General features: G+C 37.9%; 22 protein-coding genes. 5 read left to right on the top strand and 17 right to left on the bottom strand.

Translation table 11 applies throughout. From position 1 onward, the window contains the following. Window positions 1-59 precede the first annotated feature (59 nt). The 7 genes from A1D18_RS02405 to A1D18_RS02375 all read right to left on the bottom strand — a co-directional run bounded on the left by A1D18_RS02405 (window position 60) and on the right by A1D18_RS02375 (window position 7,165). The gene (locus A1D18_RS02405) at window positions 60-1,172 is read right to left on the bottom strand and encodes a glycosyltransferase (RefSeq protein WP_071662232.1); all 1,113 of its coding nucleotides are present in this window, start codon (window positions 1,170-1,172) and stop codon (window positions 60-62) included. Between the two features lie 123 nt (window positions 1,173-1,295). Next, entirely contained in the window at window positions 1,296-2,078 is a 783-nt protein-coding gene (gene truA, locus A1D18_RS02400) for a tRNA pseudouridine(38-40) synthase TruA (RefSeq protein WP_071662231.1), read from the bottom strand. Window positions 2,079-2,200: 122 nt separating this feature from the next. After that, window positions 2,201-3,193: a tol-pal system protein YbgF gene (gene ybgF, locus A1D18_RS02395; protein ID WP_071662230.1), complete on the bottom strand. Its 993-nt coding sequence runs from the start codon at window positions 3,191-3,193 to the stop codon at window positions 2,201-2,203. A 105-nt stretch (window positions 3,194-3,298) separates the two neighbouring features. Next, window positions 3,299-3,844, bottom strand: coding sequence for a peptidoglycan-associated lipoprotein Pal (gene pal, locus A1D18_RS02390; RefSeq protein WP_245756769.1), 546 nt, complete (start codon window positions 3,842-3,844; stop codon window positions 3,299-3,301). Between the two features lie 18 nt (window positions 3,845-3,862). Continuing rightward, window positions 3,863-5,212: a Tol-Pal system beta propeller repeat protein TolB gene (tolB, locus tag A1D18_RS02385; protein WP_071662229.1), complete on the bottom strand. Its 1,350-nt coding sequence runs from the start codon at window positions 5,210-5,212 to the stop codon at window positions 3,863-3,865. Continuing rightward, window positions 5,209-5,760: a cytochrome b gene (locus A1D18_RS02380; RefSeq protein WP_084028703.1), complete on the bottom strand. Its 552-nt coding sequence runs from the start codon at window positions 5,758-5,760 to the stop codon at window positions 5,209-5,211. Before A1D18_RS02380 ends, tolB begins: the two co-directional genes overlap by 4 nt. Before the next feature lie 121 nt (window positions 5,761-5,881). Further along, window positions 5,882-7,165, bottom strand: coding sequence for an MFS transporter (locus A1D18_RS02375; RefSeq protein ID WP_071662227.1), 1,284 nt, complete (start codon window positions 7,163-7,165; stop codon window positions 5,882-5,884). 412 nt (window positions 7,166-7,577) lie between these two features. Between A1D18_RS02375 and A1D18_RS02370 the strand changes: the two genes are divergently transcribed. Next, the gene (locus A1D18_RS02370) at window positions 7,578-8,519 is read left to right on the top strand and encodes a hypothetical protein (protein ID WP_071662226.1); all 942 of its coding nucleotides are present in this window, start codon (window positions 7,578-7,580) and stop codon (window positions 8,517-8,519) included. A 205-nt stretch (window positions 8,520-8,724) separates the two neighbouring features. Here the strand turns inward: A1D18_RS02370 and tolA are convergent, their stop codons facing one another. The 4 genes from tolA to ruvB form a co-directional block, all read right to left on the bottom strand. Then, the gene (gene tolA, locus A1D18_RS02365) at window positions 8,725-9,570 is read right to left on the bottom strand and encodes a cell envelope integrity protein TolA (RefSeq protein ID WP_071662225.1); all 846 of its coding nucleotides are present in this window, start codon (window positions 9,568-9,570) and stop codon (window positions 8,725-8,727) included. 89 nt (window positions 9,571-9,659) lie between these two features. Beyond that, entirely contained in the window at window positions 9,660-10,121 is a 462-nt protein-coding gene (tolR, locus tag A1D18_RS02360) for a protein TolR (protein WP_071662224.1), read from the bottom strand. Continuing rightward, complete coding sequence (gene tolQ / locus A1D18_RS02355) at window positions 10,111-10,812, bottom strand: protein TolQ (RefSeq protein ID WP_071662223.1); 702 nt, start codon at window positions 10,810-10,812, stop codon at window positions 10,111-10,113. Before tolQ ends, tolR begins: the two co-directional genes overlap by 11 nt. 104 nt (window positions 10,813-10,916) lie before the next feature. Further along, window positions 10,917-11,972: a Holliday junction branch migration DNA helicase RuvB gene (ruvB, locus tag A1D18_RS02350; protein WP_071662222.1), complete on the bottom strand. Its 1,056-nt coding sequence runs from the start codon at window positions 11,970-11,972 to the stop codon at window positions 10,917-10,919. 229 nt (window positions 11,973-12,201) lie between these two features. Between ruvB and A1D18_RS02345 the strand changes: the two genes are divergently transcribed. Further along, window positions 12,202-12,912, top strand: coding sequence for a hypothetical protein (locus A1D18_RS02345; RefSeq protein WP_071662221.1), 711 nt, complete (start codon window positions 12,202-12,204; stop codon window positions 12,910-12,912). Between the two features lie 106 nt (window positions 12,913-13,018). Here the strand turns inward: A1D18_RS02345 and ruvA are convergent, their stop codons facing one another. The 6 genes from ruvA to A1D18_RS02315 all read right to left on the bottom strand — a co-directional run bounded on the left by ruvA (window position 13,019) and on the right by A1D18_RS02315 (window position 18,107). Beyond that, window positions 13,019-13,618 (bottom strand): Holliday junction branch migration protein RuvA, encoded by a 600-nt coding sequence (gene ruvA / locus A1D18_RS02340; RefSeq protein WP_071662220.1) that lies wholly within the window; start codon window positions 13,616-13,618, stop codon window positions 13,019-13,021. Further along, entirely contained in the window at window positions 13,615-14,163 is a 549-nt protein-coding gene (ruvC, locus tag A1D18_RS02335; RefSeq protein ID WP_071662219.1) for a crossover junction endodeoxyribonuclease RuvC, read from the bottom strand. The genes ruvA and ruvC overlap by 4 nt, the downstream gene beginning before the upstream one ends. Continuing rightward, window positions 14,163-14,879, bottom strand: a complete 717-nt coding sequence (locus tag A1D18_RS02330; protein WP_071662218.1) for a YebC/PmpR family DNA-binding transcriptional regulator — start codon at window positions 14,877-14,879, stop codon at window positions 14,163-14,165. The genes ruvC and A1D18_RS02330 overlap by 1 nt, the downstream gene beginning before the upstream one ends. A gap of 121 nt (window positions 14,880-15,000) precedes the next feature. Continuing rightward, on the bottom strand, window positions 15,001-15,825 hold the full coding sequence (locus A1D18_RS02325; protein WP_071662217.1) for a hypothetical protein: 825 nt from the start codon (window positions 15,823-15,825) through the stop codon (window positions 15,001-15,003). Window positions 15,826-15,965: 140 nt separating this feature from the next. Further along, complete coding sequence (aspS, locus tag A1D18_RS02320) at window positions 15,966-17,738, bottom strand: aspartate--tRNA ligase (protein ID WP_071662216.1); 1,773 nt, start codon at window positions 17,736-17,738, stop codon at window positions 15,966-15,968. Between the two features lie 15 nt (window positions 17,739-17,753). After that, window positions 17,754-18,107, bottom strand: a complete 354-nt coding sequence (locus A1D18_RS02315; RefSeq protein WP_071662215.1) for an FmdB family zinc ribbon protein — start codon at window positions 18,105-18,107, stop codon at window positions 17,754-17,756. Between the two features lie 357 nt (window positions 18,108-18,464). Between A1D18_RS02315 and A1D18_RS02310 the strand changes: the two genes are divergently transcribed. The 3 genes from A1D18_RS02310 (at window position 18,465) to radC (ending at window position 21,573) form a co-directional block, all read left to right on the top strand. Next, a complete protein-coding gene (locus A1D18_RS02310) occupies window positions 18,465-20,171 on the top strand; it encodes a proline--tRNA ligase (protein ID WP_071662214.1) in 1,707 nt (568 codons plus the stop codon). 38 nt (window positions 20,172-20,209) lie between these two features. After that, window positions 20,210-20,674 (top strand): EVE domain-containing protein, encoded by a 465-nt coding sequence (locus A1D18_RS02305; RefSeq protein WP_071662213.1) that lies wholly within the window; start codon window positions 20,210-20,212, stop codon window positions 20,672-20,674. A gap of 224 nt (window positions 20,675-20,898) precedes the next feature. Then, window positions 20,899-21,573: a RadC family protein gene (radC, locus tag A1D18_RS02300; RefSeq protein WP_071662212.1), complete on the top strand. Its 675-nt coding sequence runs from the start codon at window positions 20,899-20,901 to the stop codon at window positions 21,571-21,573. The last annotated feature ends 9 nt before the right edge of the window (window positions 21,574-21,582 follow it).

Raw genomic sequence — 21,582 nt, 5'->3', positions numbered from 1 at the left:
CGGCTTATTCATAAAGAATATAAAAAAACTTTTGTTTAAAATCTGTCAAACTCACCGAGCTAGTTAGACTGAGTTAAAAAATTTTTCAACTTAATGCTTACTTCTTCTGAGTTTAATTTAGGCAGGATAAAAAAATTATTTCCCCCAAATTGGATAGAAAAACCATCATTCATACCTTGCTTTAATGCGGCTGCTTGCTGTTTTTGGTTATCATTTTCAAGTTTAGCTGATGCATAAACATCATTGTTGCTCAAAACAGATGAAAAAAATAAACCTGAAGCAGCACAAAATTTATTTAATCGAGTAATTAGGCTAGTCGGTTCAATTTCTTTCCCTTGAGATACTTGATCATAGATTTCAAAATACTTTTTATTAAAATTAGCTACTTTCTCTTTAAGGCCTTTATATTTTTCACTCCATCGAAAATATTTCACCAATTTCTGTATAGGGAGCTCTTCGAATAAATGTATATAGGGAAATGTCAGATCGTCTACAACAGTAATATTTTTAGGTAAACTATAATAATGAAAGAGTGCCATCGCAGCGCTCTGGCCTGTACAATTACTCGCAAATAGATAATCAACCGCTGATTTTTCTTGGAAATGATAAGCCAGATCTATTTTTATTTGAGTTTCCTCTTCTTTTATAAAATTCAAAGTTTTTAGCAATAAACGACTGATATATTCCAAAACAGGCTGATTTTCAGTCGCTGCCGCTATAATATCAAAGTGAAATAGGATTCTTCTATTTTCTATAAAGATATTAAATAAAACCCCTTTTTTACAGCTTACACGATCTGGTAGAGTCTTTTTTGGCGTGATATCCAGATCGAAGTAAAAACCAGGTTCTTTAACCAAAATGGCTAAACGTAATATATCACTGGCGCTCCATGGATTGCCCTTATCTATCTCACTCATAATAAGTGGATAATTTTTTAAATCGGTTTCTTTTTCAATATTCCTAAATTTTAGATTAAATTTTTTTTCTAAATTAATTTTTATTAAGCTTCTTTTTTCTGCTTGAGTGAGATCTTTTGGCGCTATCCAAAAGTTTATAATGTACTCAGGATGTGGATGTAATTCCCGCCATTTTTTTAATGTATACAGATAGTCTGTCGCACCCTTCCCAATCCAGATGAAATGCAAAACTTTAGGAATATTTTTGTTTGGCATGTTGAAAGCATCCTACAATTTTTTAAACCTTCTTATTAAATAATATTAACATATTCTCAATTAAAATTAACATGCATCTTTTTCTAATCTGTGAAGGATCTCGTTAATATCTCAACCTATTTATTAAATAAAAAATAAAAAATCATTTTCTGATTGAGGTAACATAAAGTTTTCTGGATAAACTACTTGGTATAAATATAGACCATTCGGTGAAGCGGTCACATCAGCTACTTTACGATCTTGCGCCAATAAAACTTCTTTAGCCCATGCGATGGGTTTTTTACCCGCACCTATCGTCATTAAGACCGCGCTGATATTGCGCACCATATGATGTAAAAAAGCATTCGCCTGAATATCAATAGTCACATAGCATCCTTCGCGCTTGACTTGAATATGTTGTACCTCGCGTCGTGCATTGTTCGCTTGGCAACTTGCCGCACGAAATGAACTAAAATCATGCTCACCCAGGAGATACTGCGCAGCAGACTGCATATCGCTTTCATTTAAAGGATAATAAAAATGGCTGGTATAAGCGTTCCATAAGGCATTACTTAAACGTCGATTATAAATAATATAGCGATAACGACGTGCTACAGCGGAAAATCGAGCATGAAAAGTACTCTCCACTGCTTGCACCCAGTTGACGCGAATATCCGCCGGTAAATAGCTATTAGACCCTAACAACCAAGCCCGTTGGGACCGCTGTACGCCGGTATCAAAATGCACCACTTGATCTAAGGCATGTACACCCTTATCGGTGCGACCTGCACAAGTTAAGATTATCGGATGATCCGCAACTTGGCTAATCGCCCGCTCTAAGCAAGTTTGTATGCAGGCCAATCCTGCTTGCGATTGCCAACCATGGTAAGCACTACCTTGATAAGAAATGCTCAATGCTATTCTCATACGATAATTTTCTGTGATTAATTATTATTGCTTAAATAAACTCTTTGCACTTGAATTTCATTCGGTGTTACCGCTCCATTCGAAATCCATACGGTTATTATATACACGCTCATTGCTGAAGTTTAAACCTTATTTTTAGCGGGATTTGCCGCTGCAGAAATCATGGCTTTAAATTGTTGTAAACGGGCTTGAGCCGCTTGTGCCGCTTTAGAATCAGGATATTGTTGGATTATTTTTTCAAACAATTCCATCGCCATTTTTTTATCACCTTTGGCAAAATACGCTAAACCACATTGCAACATGGCATCGGGTACTCGTGCATCTTGGCTATAACGGGTAATAAAACGTTTAAAAAAGTTAATTGCTAGATCAGCTTGCCCCTGTAATAAATACAACTGTCCTAAAAAATAATCTGCATTCGCAACATTCAGATCATTCGGAAATTTTTTATTGAAGGCTTCAAAAGCGGCTATCGCTTCATTATATTGTTTAGTTTTCAGTAATTGAAAAGCCGCTTGATAAGCACGCTCTGCCGCCGCCGTTGGTGCCGAGTTTGGTAGCATCGACTTGCGATTATTTGAATCCTCTTTTTTCGTGCTACTACTGAGATCTACCAATGGACGCGGACTCATCGCACTATTAGCGTTCATAGGAACATTGGCCGGTTTGGCAGAATTAGCGGTGTTATTGTTAGTCCGCTGGCCAAAACGCTTATCGATTGCTAAATATTGATTACGTACTTGCTCCTCTAATACTTTGACAGCATGTTGTTGTGATTCAAGTTTACCTTGTAAATTTTGTAATTGTTGTTGTAAATCGTCGACTTGTACCAACAGAGGATTGAGATTAGCGATTTGACGTTCTAAAATCGTAACCCGCTGTTCTAAAGAAAAAGAGGCTGAATTACTCGGAATGGATGGGACACTCGATGGTGCTGGGCTAGTCACGGGGCTAGAAGTTGAATTGCTTGACTCATGCGCTGGACTTGCTGGGTTTGAAGAAGTTGTCGTTGCCGGAGCATCCTCATCATCGTCATAGGCATCAACAACCGGTGCTAATGCATAAGCGAGTGAACTTACTAATAAGCTCGCACAACATAAGCTAATCTTAACCAACTTAACTAGCCTCGAATTTATCCTTTGGTCGAATAAGATGTCTCTCTTAGCAAAGGTAAACGCTCTATTCAAAGGTAAATTCGATCGCATAGTTAATTCCTAGTATTACATCTTATCGGTGATAACCGGAGTTTGATACTGTAAGTCAACACGACGATTTTTCGCATAATCTGCTTCACTATGACCAAACGCCACTGGCTTTTCTGCGCCATAACTGACGGTTAGGATCTGCTTTCCACTGACGCCATTCGCAATTAAAAATTGTTGTACACTTAAGGCACGGCGTTGACCCAAACCGATATTATATTCACGGCTGCCTCTTTCGTCAGTATTACCCGCTATCAATATTTTAGCTTGTGGATGGCTAATTAGGTAATGTGCTTGGACTTGCAGAGAAGGTTTATCTTCTTCACGGACGAGACTTTTATCAAAACCAAAGTAATAGGTTTGATCACCCACTTGCAGTGGATGCGTGCTTTCATCGCCGTAAAAACTACCGATATCACCGGCTCCGTGTGTCAATGCGTTATCGACATGTGTCGGAATAGCACTCGCTTCCCCTAATTCATTATTATCCGCAGTGGAACAAGCGCCTAAACTGAAAAACATAGCAGCCATAACACTCACTCTTAACAATCTTTTTATTAACATAAACTACCTCAAAAATAGTTAACTCGATAAAAAAGGTGACCAAACTGGATCTTGTACATCACCTTCAGGTGTTGGCAAACGACAATTAATTCTTCCATCGACTGAAGCCATACCTAACAAGCCATGTTCACCGGGTTTTGATTCAAATAAAACCATTTGTCCATTGGGTGCAAAACTGGGTGAAGCATCAAAACCTGAATGCGTAACGCTCAATAAAGTATCGTCGTCTAAATCTTGCACCGCTATATTATACATTCCTTGTTCGCGATTGAGTACCACTATCATTTTTCCATCTGGAGAAAAAGATGCGCGTGCATTATAACTACCATCAAATGTAATACGTTGTAACCGCTTATTGCTTAGTTCCATTTGATAAATTTGTGGTCCACCTCCTCTATCTGAAGTAAACAGCAATGATCGACCATCTTTTGACCAAGTCGGTTCTGTATCAATAGAAAATCCAAAGGTCACTTGACGTAAATCTTTATTGGCTAAATCCATTAAATAAATTTTTGGCGCAGCCGAATTTTTAGATAAGGCTAAAGCTAAGAGTTTATCATCGGGTGACCACGCGGGAGCACCATTAATACCCGGATAATCACTGATTAATTGGCGCTTCCCGTTAGCAATCGTTTGAATATAAATTCGCGGCATGATTTTTTCGAAAGAAACATAGGCAATACGTTTACCATCATGCGACCAAGCCGGAGACATAATAGGTTGTGTCGAGGTTAATAAAGGTTTGGCATTATGGCCATCCATATCAGCCACTTGCAGACTATAAACACGATGATTATCCTGACGAGTCACTAACACATAAGCGATATGTGTCGAAAAAACACCTTTAACACCCGTTAATTTTTCATAAATCAGATCACTGATATGATGAGCTAAAGCACGTAATTGCGGATATTTCACTGTATATTCTCGTTGTGCTAAAATTTGTTTACGACCTTGGGCAACATTCACTAAATTCACATGCACTTGATATTCTCCCTGTCCTAGAGCACTTATTTTCCCCAATATAACATCATCAATATGATGAGCTCGCCAATAAGCCAGAGAAATTTTATCGCTAGTATAAGGTTGTGGTAGCGCATGAGTTTTCATCATCATGACTTTAAATTGACCACTATGGCTTAAATCAGACTGAATCACCTCACTCATATTGTTTTCCGCTGCAAACGCTACCGTACTCGTAAAAGGAACAACTGCAATCGGTAGTTGATTAGCGACACCTTGAGTTAATTCAAGATTCAGCGCTGCTTGGGCGCTAGCGCTTAATAATATAGAAAACAAACTACTAATCAGTATGAAAAGAAATTTTTTTCTCGTATGACACGACTTTTCTAAGCGCAAACCATTCATTTGTTATTCTCCATTACTCTTTTTTTAGGAAACACCCACATTCTTTGTAATACAGGATGATAAAATGCACCGATCACATGTAATGTAAATGCTGCAATCAATAAATAAGACAAGATTTGATGTGCTTTAGCAAAAAAATTAGAAACCAGCGGATTATCAGCTAAGGGTGATACCGTAAAAATACCATAAAAACTAATTATGTGATTACCGAAGGTTGACATTAAAAATCCTGTTAATGGCATCGCCAGCATTAATAGATACAACGCGATAATATTCAATTTAGCTAATTGACGCTGCCAAAGAGGAACCGATCGCGGTAATTTCGGCTCAATATTTATAAAACGCCAAAGGAGTCTTAAGATCACTAAACCGAATAAAAACAAACCGGTCGCTTTATGAAGACTATATAAACGATCACTAAAATGCGATGCAGGAATATTAATCATGGTATAAGCCAGCATAAACATGCCGATAATCAACGCTGCCATAAACCAATGAAAAAATTTAGCGATAACACCATAAACTGCTACCGTATTTTTTAACATCATAAAACAACTCAAGTTAATAAAATTTAAAGTATATAGAGTCAATGAATGACTTTTAATTTATTTTAATCAAAAAAATAGTGAGATAATGAATGTTATGCTAATGGGTTTATTTAAATGGTTTTTAATTGACACGTCGACAATAGGTTTCTTTAATACCACAAGCTACGAATATGGCCAACAATAAACTGGCGAGCAAGATCAATAAAGCCGAACGAAAGTTACTATTAGAATAATACGGTACACCTTGCACCATCACACCATCCCAATTTTTTTGCAATAACCAACCTATTAGCGGCTGAAAGCCTGCACCGATAATAACCGATGCCATATTCGCGAATGCAACTGAAGTTCCAGCCACCGATTGTGGATTAATTTCTGATGCCACGGCATAAGCGGTAGCAACACCCGTATTTGAAAATCCATATAAAAATAACAAACTAAATAAAATACCTAAAGGTAAGCCAGGCATTAAAATAACTAGACTAGCAAATAATAAACTAAAACTTGCCGATAAAATGAGTATCAGCTTGCGCCGTTGAATTTTATCTGAAATCCAACCCATTAAAGGGCCGCCGATCGTCCAACCGATAAAGATTAAACCAATACCCATCGCGGCAACTTCATTACTTAAATCGTAGGTTTGGCGAAAAAATTTAACACCCCATAATTCTGCCAAAGCTGCCGTGGGTGCAAAAAGTAAGCCCGCCAATAAAGCATTCCACCAACTTTGCGGATTTCGCAATACACGCATTAAACCTGACCAAGGCGAATGGGTTAAAGTTTTTTTATTTTTAGCTTGTGCAACGGGTAAGATCGGATCACGGACCCATAACGCCACCAATAGTGACAAGAAAATCATTAAGCCTGCAATAAAAATTAAAGCGTTTCGCCAACCGAAATTTTCTACTAAATAAGCCAGCGGCATTTGACCTACGGCAGCACCCAACATACCCAAGGCTTGCGTTAAGCCCGCTAACAAACCAAATTTTTTTGCTGGAAACCACACTGCTGCTACTTTTAATGCGCTGACAAAAGCAAAGGCGGCACCAAAGCCCATCATTAAGCGGGCAAACGCAGCAATTTCAAGATGCGTTGTCATTGCAAAAATAAGACTGGATAAACCACAAAGAAAAATCATGCTGGTCAATAACCAACGCAAACTAAACCGGTCAACTAAAATACCGACCGGGATTTGCATACCGACATAGGTATAATAGAAAAAAGCCGATAAACTTCCCAAAGCTAAGGCCTGCACCTTAAAATCGTGCATTAACGAATCAACCATCACACCCGGCGCTACTCTGACAAAGTATTCGATAAAAAACGCACTCGCCGCCAAACCCCAAACTAGCCAAGGATAATAAGGGTGTTGTAGACATCTATTGATAAAACGATTATTCGACATTTTTAGCAATCTCAAACTAAGTTAAAACTGAAACAGGATAAGTAAGTCTCTTTTCCCACACCTATCCCTGTGTAGGCTATTATTAAGCCCAGTATTCCCTTACTTTAGGATTTTCTTCGTACTTCCCTGGCAACAGGGTCGAACGATATATAGTAAACAGTGAAAAAAATTTTGTCTATGCGATTGCTAATTCGTTTTATTATTTCCCCATACTTCAACTCATCCCTTCATAGAAAAAAACAAGTTCCGGAGCAGGATCAATAGAGCATTTAAAAAATAAAATTTAGAAATTAAAAACCATTTTTTTGTCAAAAAAACATGACTATTTAAGTGTAGATACACTATAATAGATAATCTACTTTTAGTTTGAAAACTTTTTTTCCTACCAAACAAGCAATAACAAGGAGTTATCATGCCAATACCTACAGAAATACAAAGTGCCTTGCAAGTCTATGATAATAACAAAGGTTTCTGGCGACGCCTCTTCCGTCGTGATCAAGCCGCAATACGAACATTACGCACACTAAGGGATGCTGAACAAGCTAATTTTTTAAAAATTTATCAGTGCTTTATTGAAAATTTACCAAAACCCACACAAGCTTCCTATCAGGTTTATCAAGCCGTATTGATTTTTTTAGATAATCTAGATTTGAATGCTGTTCATCAAGCTATGGATCAACTCTATATAGCTAAACTTATTACACCAAAAAACCTAGAAAAATTAAATAAACTAAAAACAAATCATTTTCAACTACTTAACAATCTACTAACACAATTCAACAAAAATCAACTTCTAAACCCTGCTAATTTTGATGCTATCGGTAATTTTTTCGAAACAACTGAAGAAAATATTTTAATAGTGTTTAATTACATTGTGAGTGCAGTGAATACTCTCAGCGACGGTGATTGCTTAAATCAAGAAAATTTCGATTATATTATTGAAAAACCTAACTACGCTGCCAATATAGCTATTGTTTTAGTCGCTTTAAATAAAACCAATCTGTTAACATCTGCCAATCTTAGCCAGCTTGATGACCCAGATAACAGATTTTTATTTAGCGATGATGCTAATCATATATTATGGAGCCAATTCAAGGATTATTTAAATAGATTATTGATCGATGAAACCAACCAATCAATATTCGATCAGATCATTCAATTAGCAAAACAAGAAAATCCAAAAACTGAAATTGAGCACTATATGAATCAATTAAATTCTCAACCCGATACCTGGAGAAAAAATTTTCCTTCTAATCTTTCTAATATTTCTACTCTTCCTAAAGGCAGAGGTAGTCAGGAGCAACTTCTTGACTTAAACGAATTGAATTCGTTAACTAAATCTGGCACGATATAAATCGTTTTTTACTATTTTTTAAAAACGATTTAATTACCTTGTACATAATACATAAAAAAGCATGCTTAATAGTATGCTTTTTTAATCATGCAAATAAATGATAATTTAAAAGTGTTATTTCAAAAATTGGTTATGGGATAAACTATTGAAACTAATCTACGTTTCACTCAAACCCTTACGATGTTATTTACTTAACCACTAAAGATTATTGTGTGATAACTCCTTCGGGCCGTACGGTCAGATTGATTCGACGAAAGGTATGAAACAAACCTCTATTTTTTGGCACTGGCAAAGGTGATGCTTTATAGACTGCCGTTTGTGCCGAACGATCCAAGACCAAATTACCACTGCTTTTGACAATACTTACTTCTAATACCATACCTCCCGGCGCCAAATGCACAGCTAATTTAGTTTCTAAATGCTTATTCATTTCCGGTGGAATAATCCATTGTTGTGCAATCACTTGTAAAATGAGATGTCGATATTTATCTGTTGTTGCCGCATTACGCGCGGCAATAATCTGTTGTTTTGCCAGCGATTTCATTTCTTGATCAAGTAATTGTTGGATATTTTTTTCAACTAATTTTAATGATTCCTTGGACGGTTTTAGATGGGTATGCGTAACTTTTTTTGATTTATTCACCACAATTTTGGTTGGTTTAGCTTTAGCCGGCATATTTTTTTTTACTAATGATGGCTGTTTATTTGGTGCCTTCACCGGAGTCATTTTATCCGGCTTGGTTTTAGCCACTTTTTTTTCCTTAATCGATAATAGCACGGGACTTTTTTTCAGTAATAACGGTTTCGACAGCGTTTTTGCAACGGCGGTGGGTAATGGTTTTATTCTTTCTATAGCAGGCGTCGATTTCTGAGCCAATGCATCCATCGAGATCGCTGTTGCATGGATCACTTGTAAAGGCGGCGGCGCTAAAAATAACAATTTTGTACTATGCCGTAGTGTTAAGAATAAAGCTAAAAATAAGACAATATGCAAGAAAATCGCAACGACTAGCGAGTAGCGATAATCTTCTGTATTAACTCGACTCAACATAGTCGCTTCGCATTAAAATTTTTGTCTGCATTGCCGCTCAACTCGCAGTACGCTTCAAAAACTCCATTGCTGTGAATAGATATCACGATTTAAACCGCTTGTGGAGGCGGTGACTCAGTTAACAAACCAATATTGATGGCACCCGCTTGTTGTAATAAAACCATCGCTGATACCACTTTGCCGTAATCAACTTTTTTATCACCTTTAACAAACACTTGGCGTGGTGCTTTTTTTTGTTCGGCATTGCGTATTTGTTCACTGACCTCTAGGCTTAATTGATGAGCATCTAAAGCGGTTTCAGGATGAGTAGTGGTATTTAAATAAAAAAGTCCTTTGTCATCAATGGATACAATAATCGGTTCCTGTGCCGGCACTATGGTTTGCGCTTGTGCTCGCGGCAAATTCACTTTAATGCCTTGTGATAATAAAGGCGTTGTAACCATAAAAATCACTAATAACACTAACATGACATCAATGTAGGGAACAACATTGATCTCAGATAAAGGTCCTTTACGTCGTTGCGGGGGAAATTGATAAGGATTATACAACATGACTACCTGTATTACCGTGAACTTGACGATACAAAATATTCGAAAACTCTTCTTGAAAGCGGTGATAATTATGTAGTAAATGTTGAATTTGATGCGAATATCGATTGTAAAAAATTACTGCAGGAATAGCGACAAACAAACCCATCGCCGTGGCAACTAAAGCTTCAGAAATACCTGGTGCGACCATCGCTATAGTGGCAGTCTGTTGCGAAGCCGACAATGCTTGAAAAGAGGTCATGATACCCCAGACGGTACCAAACAATCCAATATACGGACTTGTCGAACCTAACGTGGCTAAAAAATCGAGATGTTTTTCCAATTGTTGGTGTTGTTCGGAATAAGCAATACGCATCGAACGTTGCACACCTTCCATAATAATAACCGGCATATCCCCCACTTGTTGATGTAAACGCATAAACTCACGAAAGCCAGCATGAAAAATGCTGGCTAGACCACTGTGTTGATCCTGTTCACGATTTAAATCCCCATACAGTTTACTGAGATCAATACCTGACCAAAATTTGTCTTCAAATTGAGCCAGTAATTTTCTTGAGCGTCTTAACATAAATCCGCGCTGCAAAATCATCGACCAGGATACGATAGATGCGGCAAGCAAGATTAACATGACAAATTTGACTATTCCGCTGGCAGCGGAAAAATAACTCCACAGTGATGGATCGACCGTTGGCATTACCTACCTCATCTTACGCTTCGGATTGAATTTTTGTCTGTGTTACCGTTCAACTTGCTTCGTGACTTACAAAAAATCCCAGCGCTGTAATTATACATTTAACTTTAGTTTATTTTATCAGAAAAATCACAACTGAGTTGTTTTTGTCCATTGAGATGAATTGGCATCGTCAATCCAAAATGTAGATAAGTTTTTTTCGTAGCAACCCGACCCCGTGGTGTACGCATTATAAATGTTTGCTGAATTAAATACGGTTCTATCACTTCTTCGATCGTATCGCGTTCTTCACCGATAGCTGCCGCCAAACTATCTAAACCGACGGGTCCCCCATCAAATTTTTCAATGAGTGTTAATAATAATTTTCGATCTTGTTGATCGAAACCTTCTTTATCTACTTCTAATAGATCGAGAGCTTGTGCCGCTAAACATTGGTCAATTTTCCCATCGGCTTTTACTTCAGCAAAATCTCTGACTCGGCGTAGCAAACGATTAGCTATCCGTGGTGTGCCGCGCGCACGTTTAGCAATTTCGTTTGCACCCATTCGATCGATTGCCACACCTAAAATTCCAGCTGAGCGGGTCACGATACGACAAAGATCAGCGACACTATAAAACTCTAAGCGTTGTACAATACCAAACCGATCCCGCAAGGGTGACGTTAACAACCCCGCGCGCGTGGTAGCACCAATTAGTGTAAATGGCGGTAAATCTAATTTAATCGAACGTGCAGCCGGCCCCTCGCCTATCATGATATCCAGTTGATAATCTTCTAAGGCCGGGTAAAGTATTTCTTCAATCACTGGACTTAAACGATGGATTTCATCAATAAACAACACTTCTTTTGCTTCAAGATGGGTTAATAATGCGGCTAAATCGCCGGCTCTTTCTAAAATCGGTCCTGAAGTTTGTTTGAGACCGACACTCATTTCATGAGCAATAATATGGGCCAATGTCGTTTTACCTAAACCCGGAGGCCCTACAATTAACACATGATCTAAAGCTTCAGTTCGAGCACGTGCCGCATGAATAAACAAAGCCATTTGTTCACAAACCGATGCTTGTCCTAAGTAATCCGCTAAAGCGAGTGGGCGAATGCGTGGATAGATTTTTTCATCTTCAGCATTTTTTTTAGCTGACGTTAAGCGATCAGAGATTTGCATAAATAAGGATCGGAGATAAACCGATAAAAATAAGTTAAATGCACTCCCAATGGCGAGTAGTTCTATTATTAGCTAATTACTCAATTTTTAGCAAGCATCGAAAGTATTGGAAAGCTTACTCGATTTAAGCAATTTATTTTTCATTATCTAATATTAATAATCATTGAGCTTATAAAAAAAATAGAATAGTCTTATTATTCTAATAATAAATCAAAAAGGACATTTAAAAATGTTAATAGAATTTTCTAACGGAACAGCCACATTACTCAAAGCACAGCTAGGCTATATCGAACAGCTAAGCTGGTCAGATGAAAATGAAAATAAATTAGATTTAGCGAGTATTAAGCAGATAAAAGGCTGTCGCACTAAATTAGTGCAAGATTGTCTAAAATTTATTCAAAAATTAGATGAATTAGCTGAAAGTAACTTTTTTAATAATAATAAAGAAAAAAACTACGTCGACGAAACTATTAAATCGCTTATAGAACATCTTAAAAAATATACAACAAGTTGTGAACGCTATCCGCGAATCAAGGATTTTTTAAATATCATTCCAGATAACACCAGCAGTATGCTAGGTTTTATCCTACTTATAAGCGCACTTATGGCAACCGCCTCTCCCGCTTTAGCTGTTATCCCCCTAGTTATTTTTGCTTGGGTGTTGATGGATTTATTTTTTAATAATAGAAAAGCTGCTAAAAAACTGACAGAAATATTATTCACTGTTCAAGCGGAATTAAGAACGATTGAAGAAGCCGATACTATTTTTAAGAGTAAAGTGCATCCTTCTCAAAGCGCTACTCAAACACAAGTATCCTCCATGCCATCGATACCAGGTACAAGCCGAACCGTTTATTCTGCTAATTTCTACCGTCCTGCAGGAAATCAAAATGATACAAATAGTATAAACTCTACATCTAGTTTCACTGCAACTAAATAATTTTTTAGCTATGCATAGCACTAAAATAATAACGTTAATTCTTGTTTAAGAAAACAAAAAGTATCATTGGATTTTCCTAAATATAATCATAAGATCTTTAATAAAATTAGCTAACTTTATTTAAGGCTTGTCGGATTAACGATTCTAAAGACAGTGTACTGTCTTTAATCTGAAGAACAGCGCGACTCGCCTCTTGATTTTTATAACCCAAGGCTACTAATGCCGCAATAGCATCTTGTTGGAAATGCGGTAAAGATCGGACGTTATTTTTATCAGATGTCTTATACTGGTTATGGGATAAACTTTTTAAACGATCACGCATTTCGATGATTAAACGTTCCGCGGTTTTTTTACCAATACCTGGAACCGTTTGTAATGCACTGACATTTTGTTGTTCAACACAGCCAATAAATTCGGCTACTTCTATTTTTGATAAGATACCTAAAGCCACTTTAGGACCCACACCATTTACTTTTAATAATTGCGTAAATAATGCTCGCTCATCGGACGTGCTAAAACCATACAAAAAATGTCCATCTTCTCGTACAATAAACTGTGTGTATAAAAAAACCTTTTTTCCACACTCTGGCAATTGATAAAAAGTATGCATAGAGGCTTGTACTTCGTAAGTAAATGCATCGGCCACTTCCACCAATAAATAGGGCGGCTGTTTTTCAATTAATATGCCTCGCAGTCGATTGATCATCGTCTTCTACCTCGGCGAAACCCTTGTTTAAGTCCTCGTCCTTCCAATTGTCGCGCTTGTGCATGGCAAATCGCAATGGCTAATGCATCGGCCGCATCGGCTTGTGGTGTTCGATCTAAATTTAACAACAATCGTACCATATGTTGTACTTGTTGCTTATTAGCGGCTCCATAACCGACTACCGATTGTTTAACTTGCCTAGCGGAATATTCACTAATAATTAATTTAGCTAAAGCGGCAGCCACTAATGCAGCACCCCGAGCTTGACCTAATTTCAGCGCCGCATTCGGATTAATATGCATAAATACTTGTTCGACTGCCGCTTCGTTCGGTGCAAACTGTTGCACTACCGTTTGTAAACCAGTAAATATTTTTTCTAAGCGTTCAGAAAAAACTGCACTTGAGACTTTAATACAACCACTATCCAGATAGCTTAATTGTGAACCTTCAATTTGAATAATGCCATAACCCGTGATGCAAGAACCTGGATCAATACCTAAAATAATTGCATTTTTACTTAAGTTAGTGGTTTCCTGATTCAGCATTAGGCTTGGTTAGTATAGACATTTTGCACATCATCTAAATCTTCTAGCAGTTCAATTAAATGCTCCAATTTTTCTTGATCCTCATCATTGAGTTCAACTTTAGTACTAGCCAACCAAGTCACTTCACTATTCGCCAGATTTAAATTTTTTTCTTGATAGCGTTGAGTTAAGCTCGCTAATTGGCTTTCTTCAATCCAGATATCAATACTATTATCCGGATAAGTAATAGCATCTTCCGCACCTGCCTCTAAAGCAATCTCAAAAATACGCTCTTCTTCAGATCCGGGTGGAAAAGTAATGACTCCTTTTTTACTAAATAAATAACCGACCGATCCCGTCGTGCCTAAATTTCCACCGAATTTACTAAACGCATGCCTTATTTCAGCAACGGTACGATTGCGATTATCAGTTAAGGTATCCACTAAAACAGCGACTCCTTTAGGTCCATATCCTTCATAGCGGATTTCTTCCATTTGTGCACCATCTAAACCACCGGCACCGCGCTTAGTAGCACGATCGATAGTATCTCGAGTCATGTTAGCAGATAATGCTTTATCAAGCGCCAAGCGCAAACGTGGATTACTATTTAAATCACCGCCACCCATCCTAGCAGCCACGGTAATCTCACGAATCAATTTAGTAAATAATTTACCCCGCTTCGCATCTTGTTTATTTTTTCGATGCTGTATATTTGCCCATTTACTATGTCCGGCCATAACACTCTCTTTTTATGCGCTTCGCACTTGAATTTTTGCCTGTGTTGTCGCTCAATGCGCAATCTTTCTTCACGGCACTTGCCAAAAATCCCGTTGCTGTGAGTATACTAAACTACTTAAACTATAAACTACCTTCACAAAAAATTTGATTATATTGGATAGCCGTGACTAATGATGTCATTGGTAATAACCAAATTAAACCTATACCTAAACTCATCAAGGCTAAAAGACCAAATACGATACTAGTGACGATAATCAAAGTGATATTTTTAAAAAAATGTTGGTTTATTGATTGAAACGCCAAACGTAAACTTTGTTTACCGGTCATTTTTTGATCTAAAATAAGCAGCACGGTCATAAACACTAAGATTGAAAAATAGAAATATAAAAAGAAACCAATTATAAAAACAACAAATAAAAAAATACTACCAACAATCGATCCTAAATAAACCATTTGTTGTTTAAATAATACGCTATGCAATAGTATATTGGTGCTAGAGATAATAAAGCTATTAAATAGATAGAGTAACAATGCAATAATCAATAAAGGACGCCAAGCATGACGAAAAGAAAAAACCATACTCGCATGGATAGGTTCATTGCGTAGATGCTGTAAGGCCATAAACGCTAACGAGGCAGTTAATAAAAAACGTAAAATTTCGACGATCCCAACGACAATAAATTTAAGACCTAGTTTTAAGTCATATAAAGCGATGGCGTTATGGGCGGTAGCCAATGGCAATACAAACACATCATATAACGCCAATACTAATCCTAATACCAGGCAGGCCAACGCCATCACCAATATAAAGTAAAGAAAGCCCCCCCAATAAGAGACTTTCATACCTTTTACTCGATACCAAGCCTCCAAAAAGATCGCTTTAATCGGAATACGATAGTCACCACTGGCAGCTTTGAAAAAATTCGGTGGTATAGAGTTAGACATAAGCTAAATAATTATCCAAAAAAATATGCTGATACTGATGAATGGCTATCAATAACGCTATCTCTGACAACAAGCAAATTAAACCTACTCCTTACAAAAGTAATTTGATAGTCATTCACCTTAAATAGAGCAAATATCGGTTATTTTTTACGAATCGCTAATGATAACTCTTTTAATTGTTGCTCGGAAACGGGGCTCGGAGCACTCGTCAACGGACAGCGAGCAGTCTGTGTTTTTGGAAAAGCAATGACATCACGTATCGATTTTGCTCCCGTCATCAACATCACCAAACGATCCAATCCAAAGGCCAACCCACCATGTGGTGGGCAACCAAATTTAAGTGCTTCGAGTAAAAAACCAAATTTTTCTTTCTGTTCTGCTTCGTTAATATTTAATAAATCAAACACCACCGATTGCATCGTCGTATCATGAATACGGATTGATCCGCCACCAACTTCACAACCGTTTAATACCATATCAAAAGCTCTGGATAGACACGATTCTGGATTAGCCTGTAACTCAGAAATATCATTAACTTTAGGTGCAGTAAAAGGGTGATGTAAGGCTTGCCAACGTTTTTCTTGTGCGTCGAATTCAAATAACGGAAAGTCCACTACCCACAAAGGTGACCATTCATTCTTAACACAGTTAAAATCATGACCCAATTTGACACGTAAAGCACCCAAGGATTCACTGACCATTTTTGCTGTACCGGCACCAAAAAAAATAATATCGCCCTTTTTTGCCTCCACGCGTTGTAATATTGCATGAACCGTTGCTTCCGGAATAAATTTTAAGATTGGCGACTGTAAACCTTCCAGTCCCAATGCAGAATCCGAGACTTTAATATAAGCCAAGCCTTTAGCACCAAAGATAGTCACATATTGCGTGTAATCTTCAATTGCTTTACGACTCAAATCAGCGCCTTTAGGAACGCGTAAGGCAGTCACCCGTCCCTGTGTATCATTCGCCGGTCCAGAAAAAACTTTAAATTCAATGTCCTTAACCAAATCCGCAATGTCAACTAATTCAAGTGGAATACGCAAATCCGGTTTATCACTACCGTAACGTTGCATGGCTGTTGCATAAGTCATGCGCGGAAAAGGATCAGGTAAACTAACCTCTAATAATTCTTTAAATAAATAACGAATCAAGGATTCATTGAGTGTTTGTATCTCTTCTTCATTACAAAAAGACATCTCCATATCCAGCTGCGTAAATTCAGGTTGACGATCAGCACGTAAATCTTCATCACGAAAGCAACGCACGATTTGATAATAACGATCAAATCCTGACATCATTAATAATTGCTTAAATAATTGAGGTGATTGCGGTAAGGCATAAAATTCACCAGGATGGACACGACTCGGTACTAAATAATCACGAGCACCTTCTGGCGTCGCTTTCGTCAGCACCGGTGTTTCGATATCTAAAAATCCTTTTTCTTCATAAAAACGTCGAATCAATTTCACTACTTCTGTGCGTAAGCGAAAACGCTCCTGAACTTCAGGCCGCCGCAAATCCAAATAACGATAACGCAATGCGACCTCTTCACTTACCGGGGTATAGGCATCGATAGAAATCGGTAACGGTGCTGAAGTATTTAAAATATTTAATTGCGTAGCCTGTAATTCTATCGTTCCAGATTTTAAATGTGCATTTTCAGTCCCTTTAGGACGTAAACGTATTTTTCCGCTAATTTGCACTACATATTCATTACGTAATGTTTCCGCTTGCTTAAACAGATCAGCCTGTTCTGGATTAAATACCACTTGCAAAAGACCGCTGCGGTCACGTAAATCGATAAAAATTATGCCGCCATGATCACGGCGATGATGAATCCAACCACAAACTTGTACAGTTTCATTAACTAAGTTTTGATTTAATTGATGACAATAATGTGTTCTTTGCATAATAATAGTTTGAATTTAAGAGGACTTTTCGCCCGATTTATCGGTTTTACTGGCTTTATCCACGGGTTTTGCGGCGACGGTGTCTTTGGCATTTGCTTCTGTAGCTTTATTGACTTCTTTATTCGGTTCTACCGGCTTGCTTGCGTTTTCAGCTTTATTTTTTTCTGTACTATTCGCTTTAACTGGTGGATTTTTAAAATCGGTCACATACCAACCACTGCCCTTTAAATGAAAAGCCGAAGCCGAAACAAGTTTCTTCAAGGCCGGTTCTTTACATACTGGACAATCGATCAAAGGCTCTTCACTAAAGCTTTGTATAGTATCAAACTTATGGCCACAGACCTTACATGCATATTCATAGATAGGCATAGTACTCCTCAGTTTTTTTGCATTCATTCAGATATTGGCGTTTAAATTGTGCGCCGACGGATGGGCTAAAGGTAGCCTGCGCGACTCACAATATTAACCGGCATTTTAATCCAGTGTTTACACTTTGGCCAGCGTGCGCTTACTATCTTTTTCGTGAGTGGTCTCAGCAAAGCGAGGTTTAAGTAAAAAATAAAAGGGAAATATCCTTAATTAGTTATGTTCTCACTAAAATAATAGGTTTAGCCTTCATAAAAAAACAGCCGATAAAAATTTAAAAGAAATTATCCCGCTGGTTTTGCATAAGGTCTATTCTATAGTAAGCTCTAGCTATTAAATAACCAATTGACATGATCCATTATGCGTAGCAGCCATCTCTATTTACCCACACTCAAAGAAGCACCCACCGATGCCGAGATAAAAAGCCATCAACTGATGTTGCGGGCTGGCATGATTCGTAAACTTGCTTCTGGAGTTTACACGTGGCTGCCATTAGGTTTGCGCGTATTACGCAAAGTCGAAGCTATCGTGCGCGAAGAGATGAATCGCATCCACGGCCAAGAGGTACTGATGCCCAATCTACAACCGGCCGAGCTTTGGCAAGAATCCGAACGCTGGAATGCCTATGGACCCGAATTACTCCGTATTACTGATAGACATCAACGTTGGTTTTGCCTTGGTCCGACACATGAAGAAGTCATTACCTCTTTAGTGCGTAACGAAGTACGTAGTTACAAACAATTACCCCTTATTTTTTACCAAATACAAACTAAATTTCGTGATGAAATTCGTCCACGTTTTGGTGTGATGCGCGCACGCGAATTTATAATGAAAGATGCTTATTCTTTTCATCGAGATAAAGCATCGTTGGCAGCCACCTATCAGAACATGTATGAAAGCTATTGCCGAATTTTCACGCGCTTAGGATTAAAATTTCGTGCAGTCTTAGCTGATACAGGAAATATCGGTGGGAGTCAATCCCAAGAATTTCAAGTATTAGCACAAACCGGCGAAGATCAAATTTTTTATAGTGATAGCAGTGATTATGCCGCAAATGCTGAGCTGGCAGAAAGCCTAGTCATTAATCAACGCCCTGCTCCCATGGCACCACTCAAAAAAGAAAAAACACCCGGTACAAAAACTATTACAGCGGTGAGTAACTATTTAAAAATATCGCCACAACAATGTATAAAATTATTAGTCGTTAAAGGAAGACAACAACCTTTAGTGGGTCTTATATTACGTGGTGATCATGAATTAAATCCTACTAAGGTTAAAAAATTAGACGAAATCGCTCATCCTTTAACATTTGCTGAGGAAACCGATATCTTAGCCATAACCGGCGTTGGTATCGGTTATTTAGGTCCCATTGGTTTATCTATCCCTTTAATTGTTGATCGTTCTGCTGCCGTGCTTGCAGACTTTGTCTGTGGCGCTAATGAAGAAAGTTTTCACTATACACATGTTAATTGGAAGCGCGATTGCCCACTTCCGCAGGTCGCCGATTTACGCCAAGTGCAAATCGGTGATCCCAGTCCGGATGGGAAAGGACATTTAAAAATGGAACGTGGTATCGAAGTGGGTCATATTTTCCAATTAGGTAATAAATATTCTCTCGCTATGGATGCCAGCATCACGACCGAAGATGGAAGTTTATTGCCCATGGAAATGGGGTGTTATGGAATTGGTGTATCCCGTATTGTTGGCGCAGCCATCGAACAAAATCATGATGAACAAGGTATTATTTGGCCACAAGCGATGGCCCCGTTTCAAGTGGTGATAGTGCCCATTGCCTATCATCGATCGAAACAAGTTAACCATGCGGCCGATACACTCTATCAGCAATTGAGCGATGCAGGCATAGACGTCTTACTCGATGATCGAGCAGAGCGTCCCGGTTTACTGTTTGCGGATAGTGATCTCATTGGTATTCCCCATCGTTTAGTCATTAGTGAAAAAACCTTACAAGAGAAAGTCATCGCCTACAAAGCGCGAACCGAAAAAAATGAGCATTTGTTACCCGATCATGACATCATTAATTTTTTACAAAAAAAATTAATTCCATAAAAATTATTTAATAGTTATCCAAAACAAGAGGAAAATAAGTGAATTATTGGCTAATGAAATCTGAACCCACTTGTTTTAGCATTCAAGATCTAGACAAACGACCTCATCAAACTGAACCTTGGGATGGTGTACGAAATTATCAAGCACGAAATTTTCTACAAGCAATGAAAAAAGGTGATCTGGCTTTTTTTTATCATTCGAGCTGTCCTAAGCCTGGAATCGTTGGGATGATCAAAATAGTTAACACTGCTTATCCAGATAAAACAGCCTTGCAGGTAAGTGATCATCATTATGATCCTAAAAGCACACTCAGTAAGCCGCGATGGTATAGTGTTGATGTACAATTAATAAGAATTTTCAAATCGATCCTTTCTTTAGAAGATTTAAAAATTCAACCTGAATTAAAAGAAATGCGTTTATTACAAAAAGGTAACCGCTTATCCGTTATGCCGATCACAACACTTGAGTGGCAACATATTATGGCAAAAGAATGCCGTCAATAACATCATTTAAGCATTCTACCTCTATTTAAAATTATAGGTATTTACTATAATAATCTCTACTCATATCAAGCATAAGATATGATTAGCATCCTTACTTGAAGAGTCTATAACTACCTCACAAATATTGGATTTTAACAACATACTATAGTGAAGGAAGGAATGCTTAAATTCCAGTGCGCAGAATATATATAAAAAAATAATAATCTACTTAAGGAAAAGTAAATATGTCTATTACTGATTGGCCTGCAAAAGAACGTCCCCGTGAAAAATTACTCTCTCATGGCGCCTCCGTCTTATCTGATGCAGAATTGTTAGCACTATTCGTTCGTACCGGTGTCCGTGGAAAAACTGCCCTGGATATTAGTCGTGAACTTCTCTTGCAATTTGGTGACTTACGTTACATCGTTGCAGCCAGTTTGGAACAGTTCACAAAATCGCTGGGATTAGGTCTCGCTAAATATGTCCAGATCCAAGCCGCAAAAGAGCTAGCAACACGCTGTTTACAAGAAAATCTCGAACAACGTAACACCTTCGAAAACCCACAGGATGTTTATGAGTATTTAACGCACAAGTTGCAATCCTATCCTTATGAAGTCTTTAGCTGTTTATTTTTAGATAATGCCCATCGCTTTATTCATTTTAAAGAGCTCTTTCATGGAAGCATTAACGAAGCAGCTGTCTACCCTCGTGAGCTCATCCGGCAAGTATACCAACATAATGCCGCAGCGGTCATTTTGGCACACAATCACCCTTCTGGTATTGCTAAACCCAGTGAAGCAGATAAAAGGATTACACAAGAAATTAAAACCATTTTAACGGCCATTGATGTGCGCCTATTAGACCATATCATTATCGGAGAAGGCCGTATGACCTCTTTTGCTAGTCAAGGTTTATTGTAAATTTTTTGA

The organism is Candidatus Rickettsiella isopodorum (assembly GCF_001881495.1).
Classification (GTDB): domain Bacteria; phylum Pseudomonadota; class Gammaproteobacteria; order Diplorickettsiales; family Diplorickettsiaceae; genus Aquirickettsiella; species Aquirickettsiella isopodorum.
The sequence above is the reverse complement of the archived record's forward strand: the minus strand, read 5'-3'. Positions and strand labels throughout refer to the sequence as shown.

Excerpts from the sequence above, each read along its gene's own strand:
- A1D18_RS02330 (WP_071662218.1), bottom strand. The coding sequence starts at position 14,879 with ATGGCCGGACATAGTAAATGGGCAAATATACAGCATCGAAAAAATAAA.
- truA (WP_071662231.1), bottom strand. The coding sequence starts at position 2,078 with ATGAGAATAGCATTGAGCATTTCTTATCAAGGTAGTGCTTACCATGGT.
- A1D18_RS02310 (WP_071662214.1), top strand. The coding sequence starts at position 18,465 with ATGCGTAGCAGCCATCTCTATTTACCCACACTCAAAGAAGCACCCACC.
- tolB (WP_071662229.1), bottom strand. The coding sequence starts at position 5,212 with ATGAATGGTTTGCGCTTAGAAAAGTCGTGTCATACGAGAAAAAAATTT.
- tolA (WP_071662225.1), bottom strand. The coding sequence starts at position 9,570 with ATGTTGAGTCGAGTTAATACAGAAGATTATCGCTACTCGCTAGTCGTT.
- ruvB (WP_071662222.1), bottom strand. The coding sequence starts at position 11,972 with ATGCAAATCTCTGATCGCTTAACGTCAGCTAAAAAAAATGCTGAAGAT.
- pal (WP_245756769.1), bottom strand. The coding sequence starts at position 3,844 with ATGTTAATAAAAAGATTGTTAAGAGTGAGTGTTATGGCTGCTATGTTT.
- aspS (WP_071662216.1), bottom strand. The coding sequence starts at position 17,738 with ATGCAAAGAACACATTATTGTCATCAATTAAATCAAAACTTAGTTAAT.
- A1D18_RS02375 (WP_071662227.1), bottom strand. The coding sequence starts at position 7,165 with ATGTCGAATAATCGTTTTATCAATAGATGTCTACAACACCCTTATTAT.
- A1D18_RS02315 (WP_071662215.1), bottom strand. The coding sequence starts at position 18,107 with ATGCCTATCTATGAATATGCATGTAAGGTCTGTGGCCATAAGTTTGAT.
- A1D18_RS02380 (WP_084028703.1), bottom strand. The coding sequence starts at position 5,760 with ATGATGTTAAAAAATACGGTAGCAGTTTATGGTGTTATCGCTAAATTT.
- tolQ (WP_071662223.1), bottom strand. The coding sequence starts at position 10,812 with ATGCCAACGGTCGATCCATCACTGTGGAGTTATTTTTCCGCTGCCAGC.
- A1D18_RS02370 (WP_071662226.1), top strand. The coding sequence starts at position 7,578 with ATGCCAATACCTACAGAAATACAAAGTGCCTTGCAAGTCTATGATAAT.
- A1D18_RS02345 (WP_071662221.1), top strand. The coding sequence starts at position 12,202 with ATGTTAATAGAATTTTCTAACGGAACAGCCACATTACTCAAAGCACAG.
- ruvC (WP_071662219.1), bottom strand. The coding sequence starts at position 14,163 with ATGCTGAATCAGGAAACCACTAACTTAAGTAAAAATGCAATTATTTTA.
- A1D18_RS02325 (WP_071662217.1), bottom strand. The coding sequence starts at position 15,825 with ATGTCTAACTCTATACCACCGAATTTTTTCAAAGCTGCCAGTGGTGAC.
- radC (WP_071662212.1), top strand. The coding sequence starts at position 20,899 with ATGTCTATTACTGATTGGCCTGCAAAAGAACGTCCCCGTGAAAAATTA.
- tolR (WP_071662224.1), bottom strand. The coding sequence starts at position 10,121 with ATGTTGTATAATCCTTATCAATTTCCCCCGCAACGACGTAAAGGACCT.
- ruvA (WP_071662220.1), bottom strand. The coding sequence starts at position 13,618 with ATGATCAATCGACTGCGAGGCATATTAATTGAAAAACAGCCGCCCTAT.
- A1D18_RS02405 (WP_071662232.1), bottom strand. The coding sequence starts at position 1,172 with ATGCCAAACAAAAATATTCCTAAAGTTTTGCATTTCATCTGGATTGGG.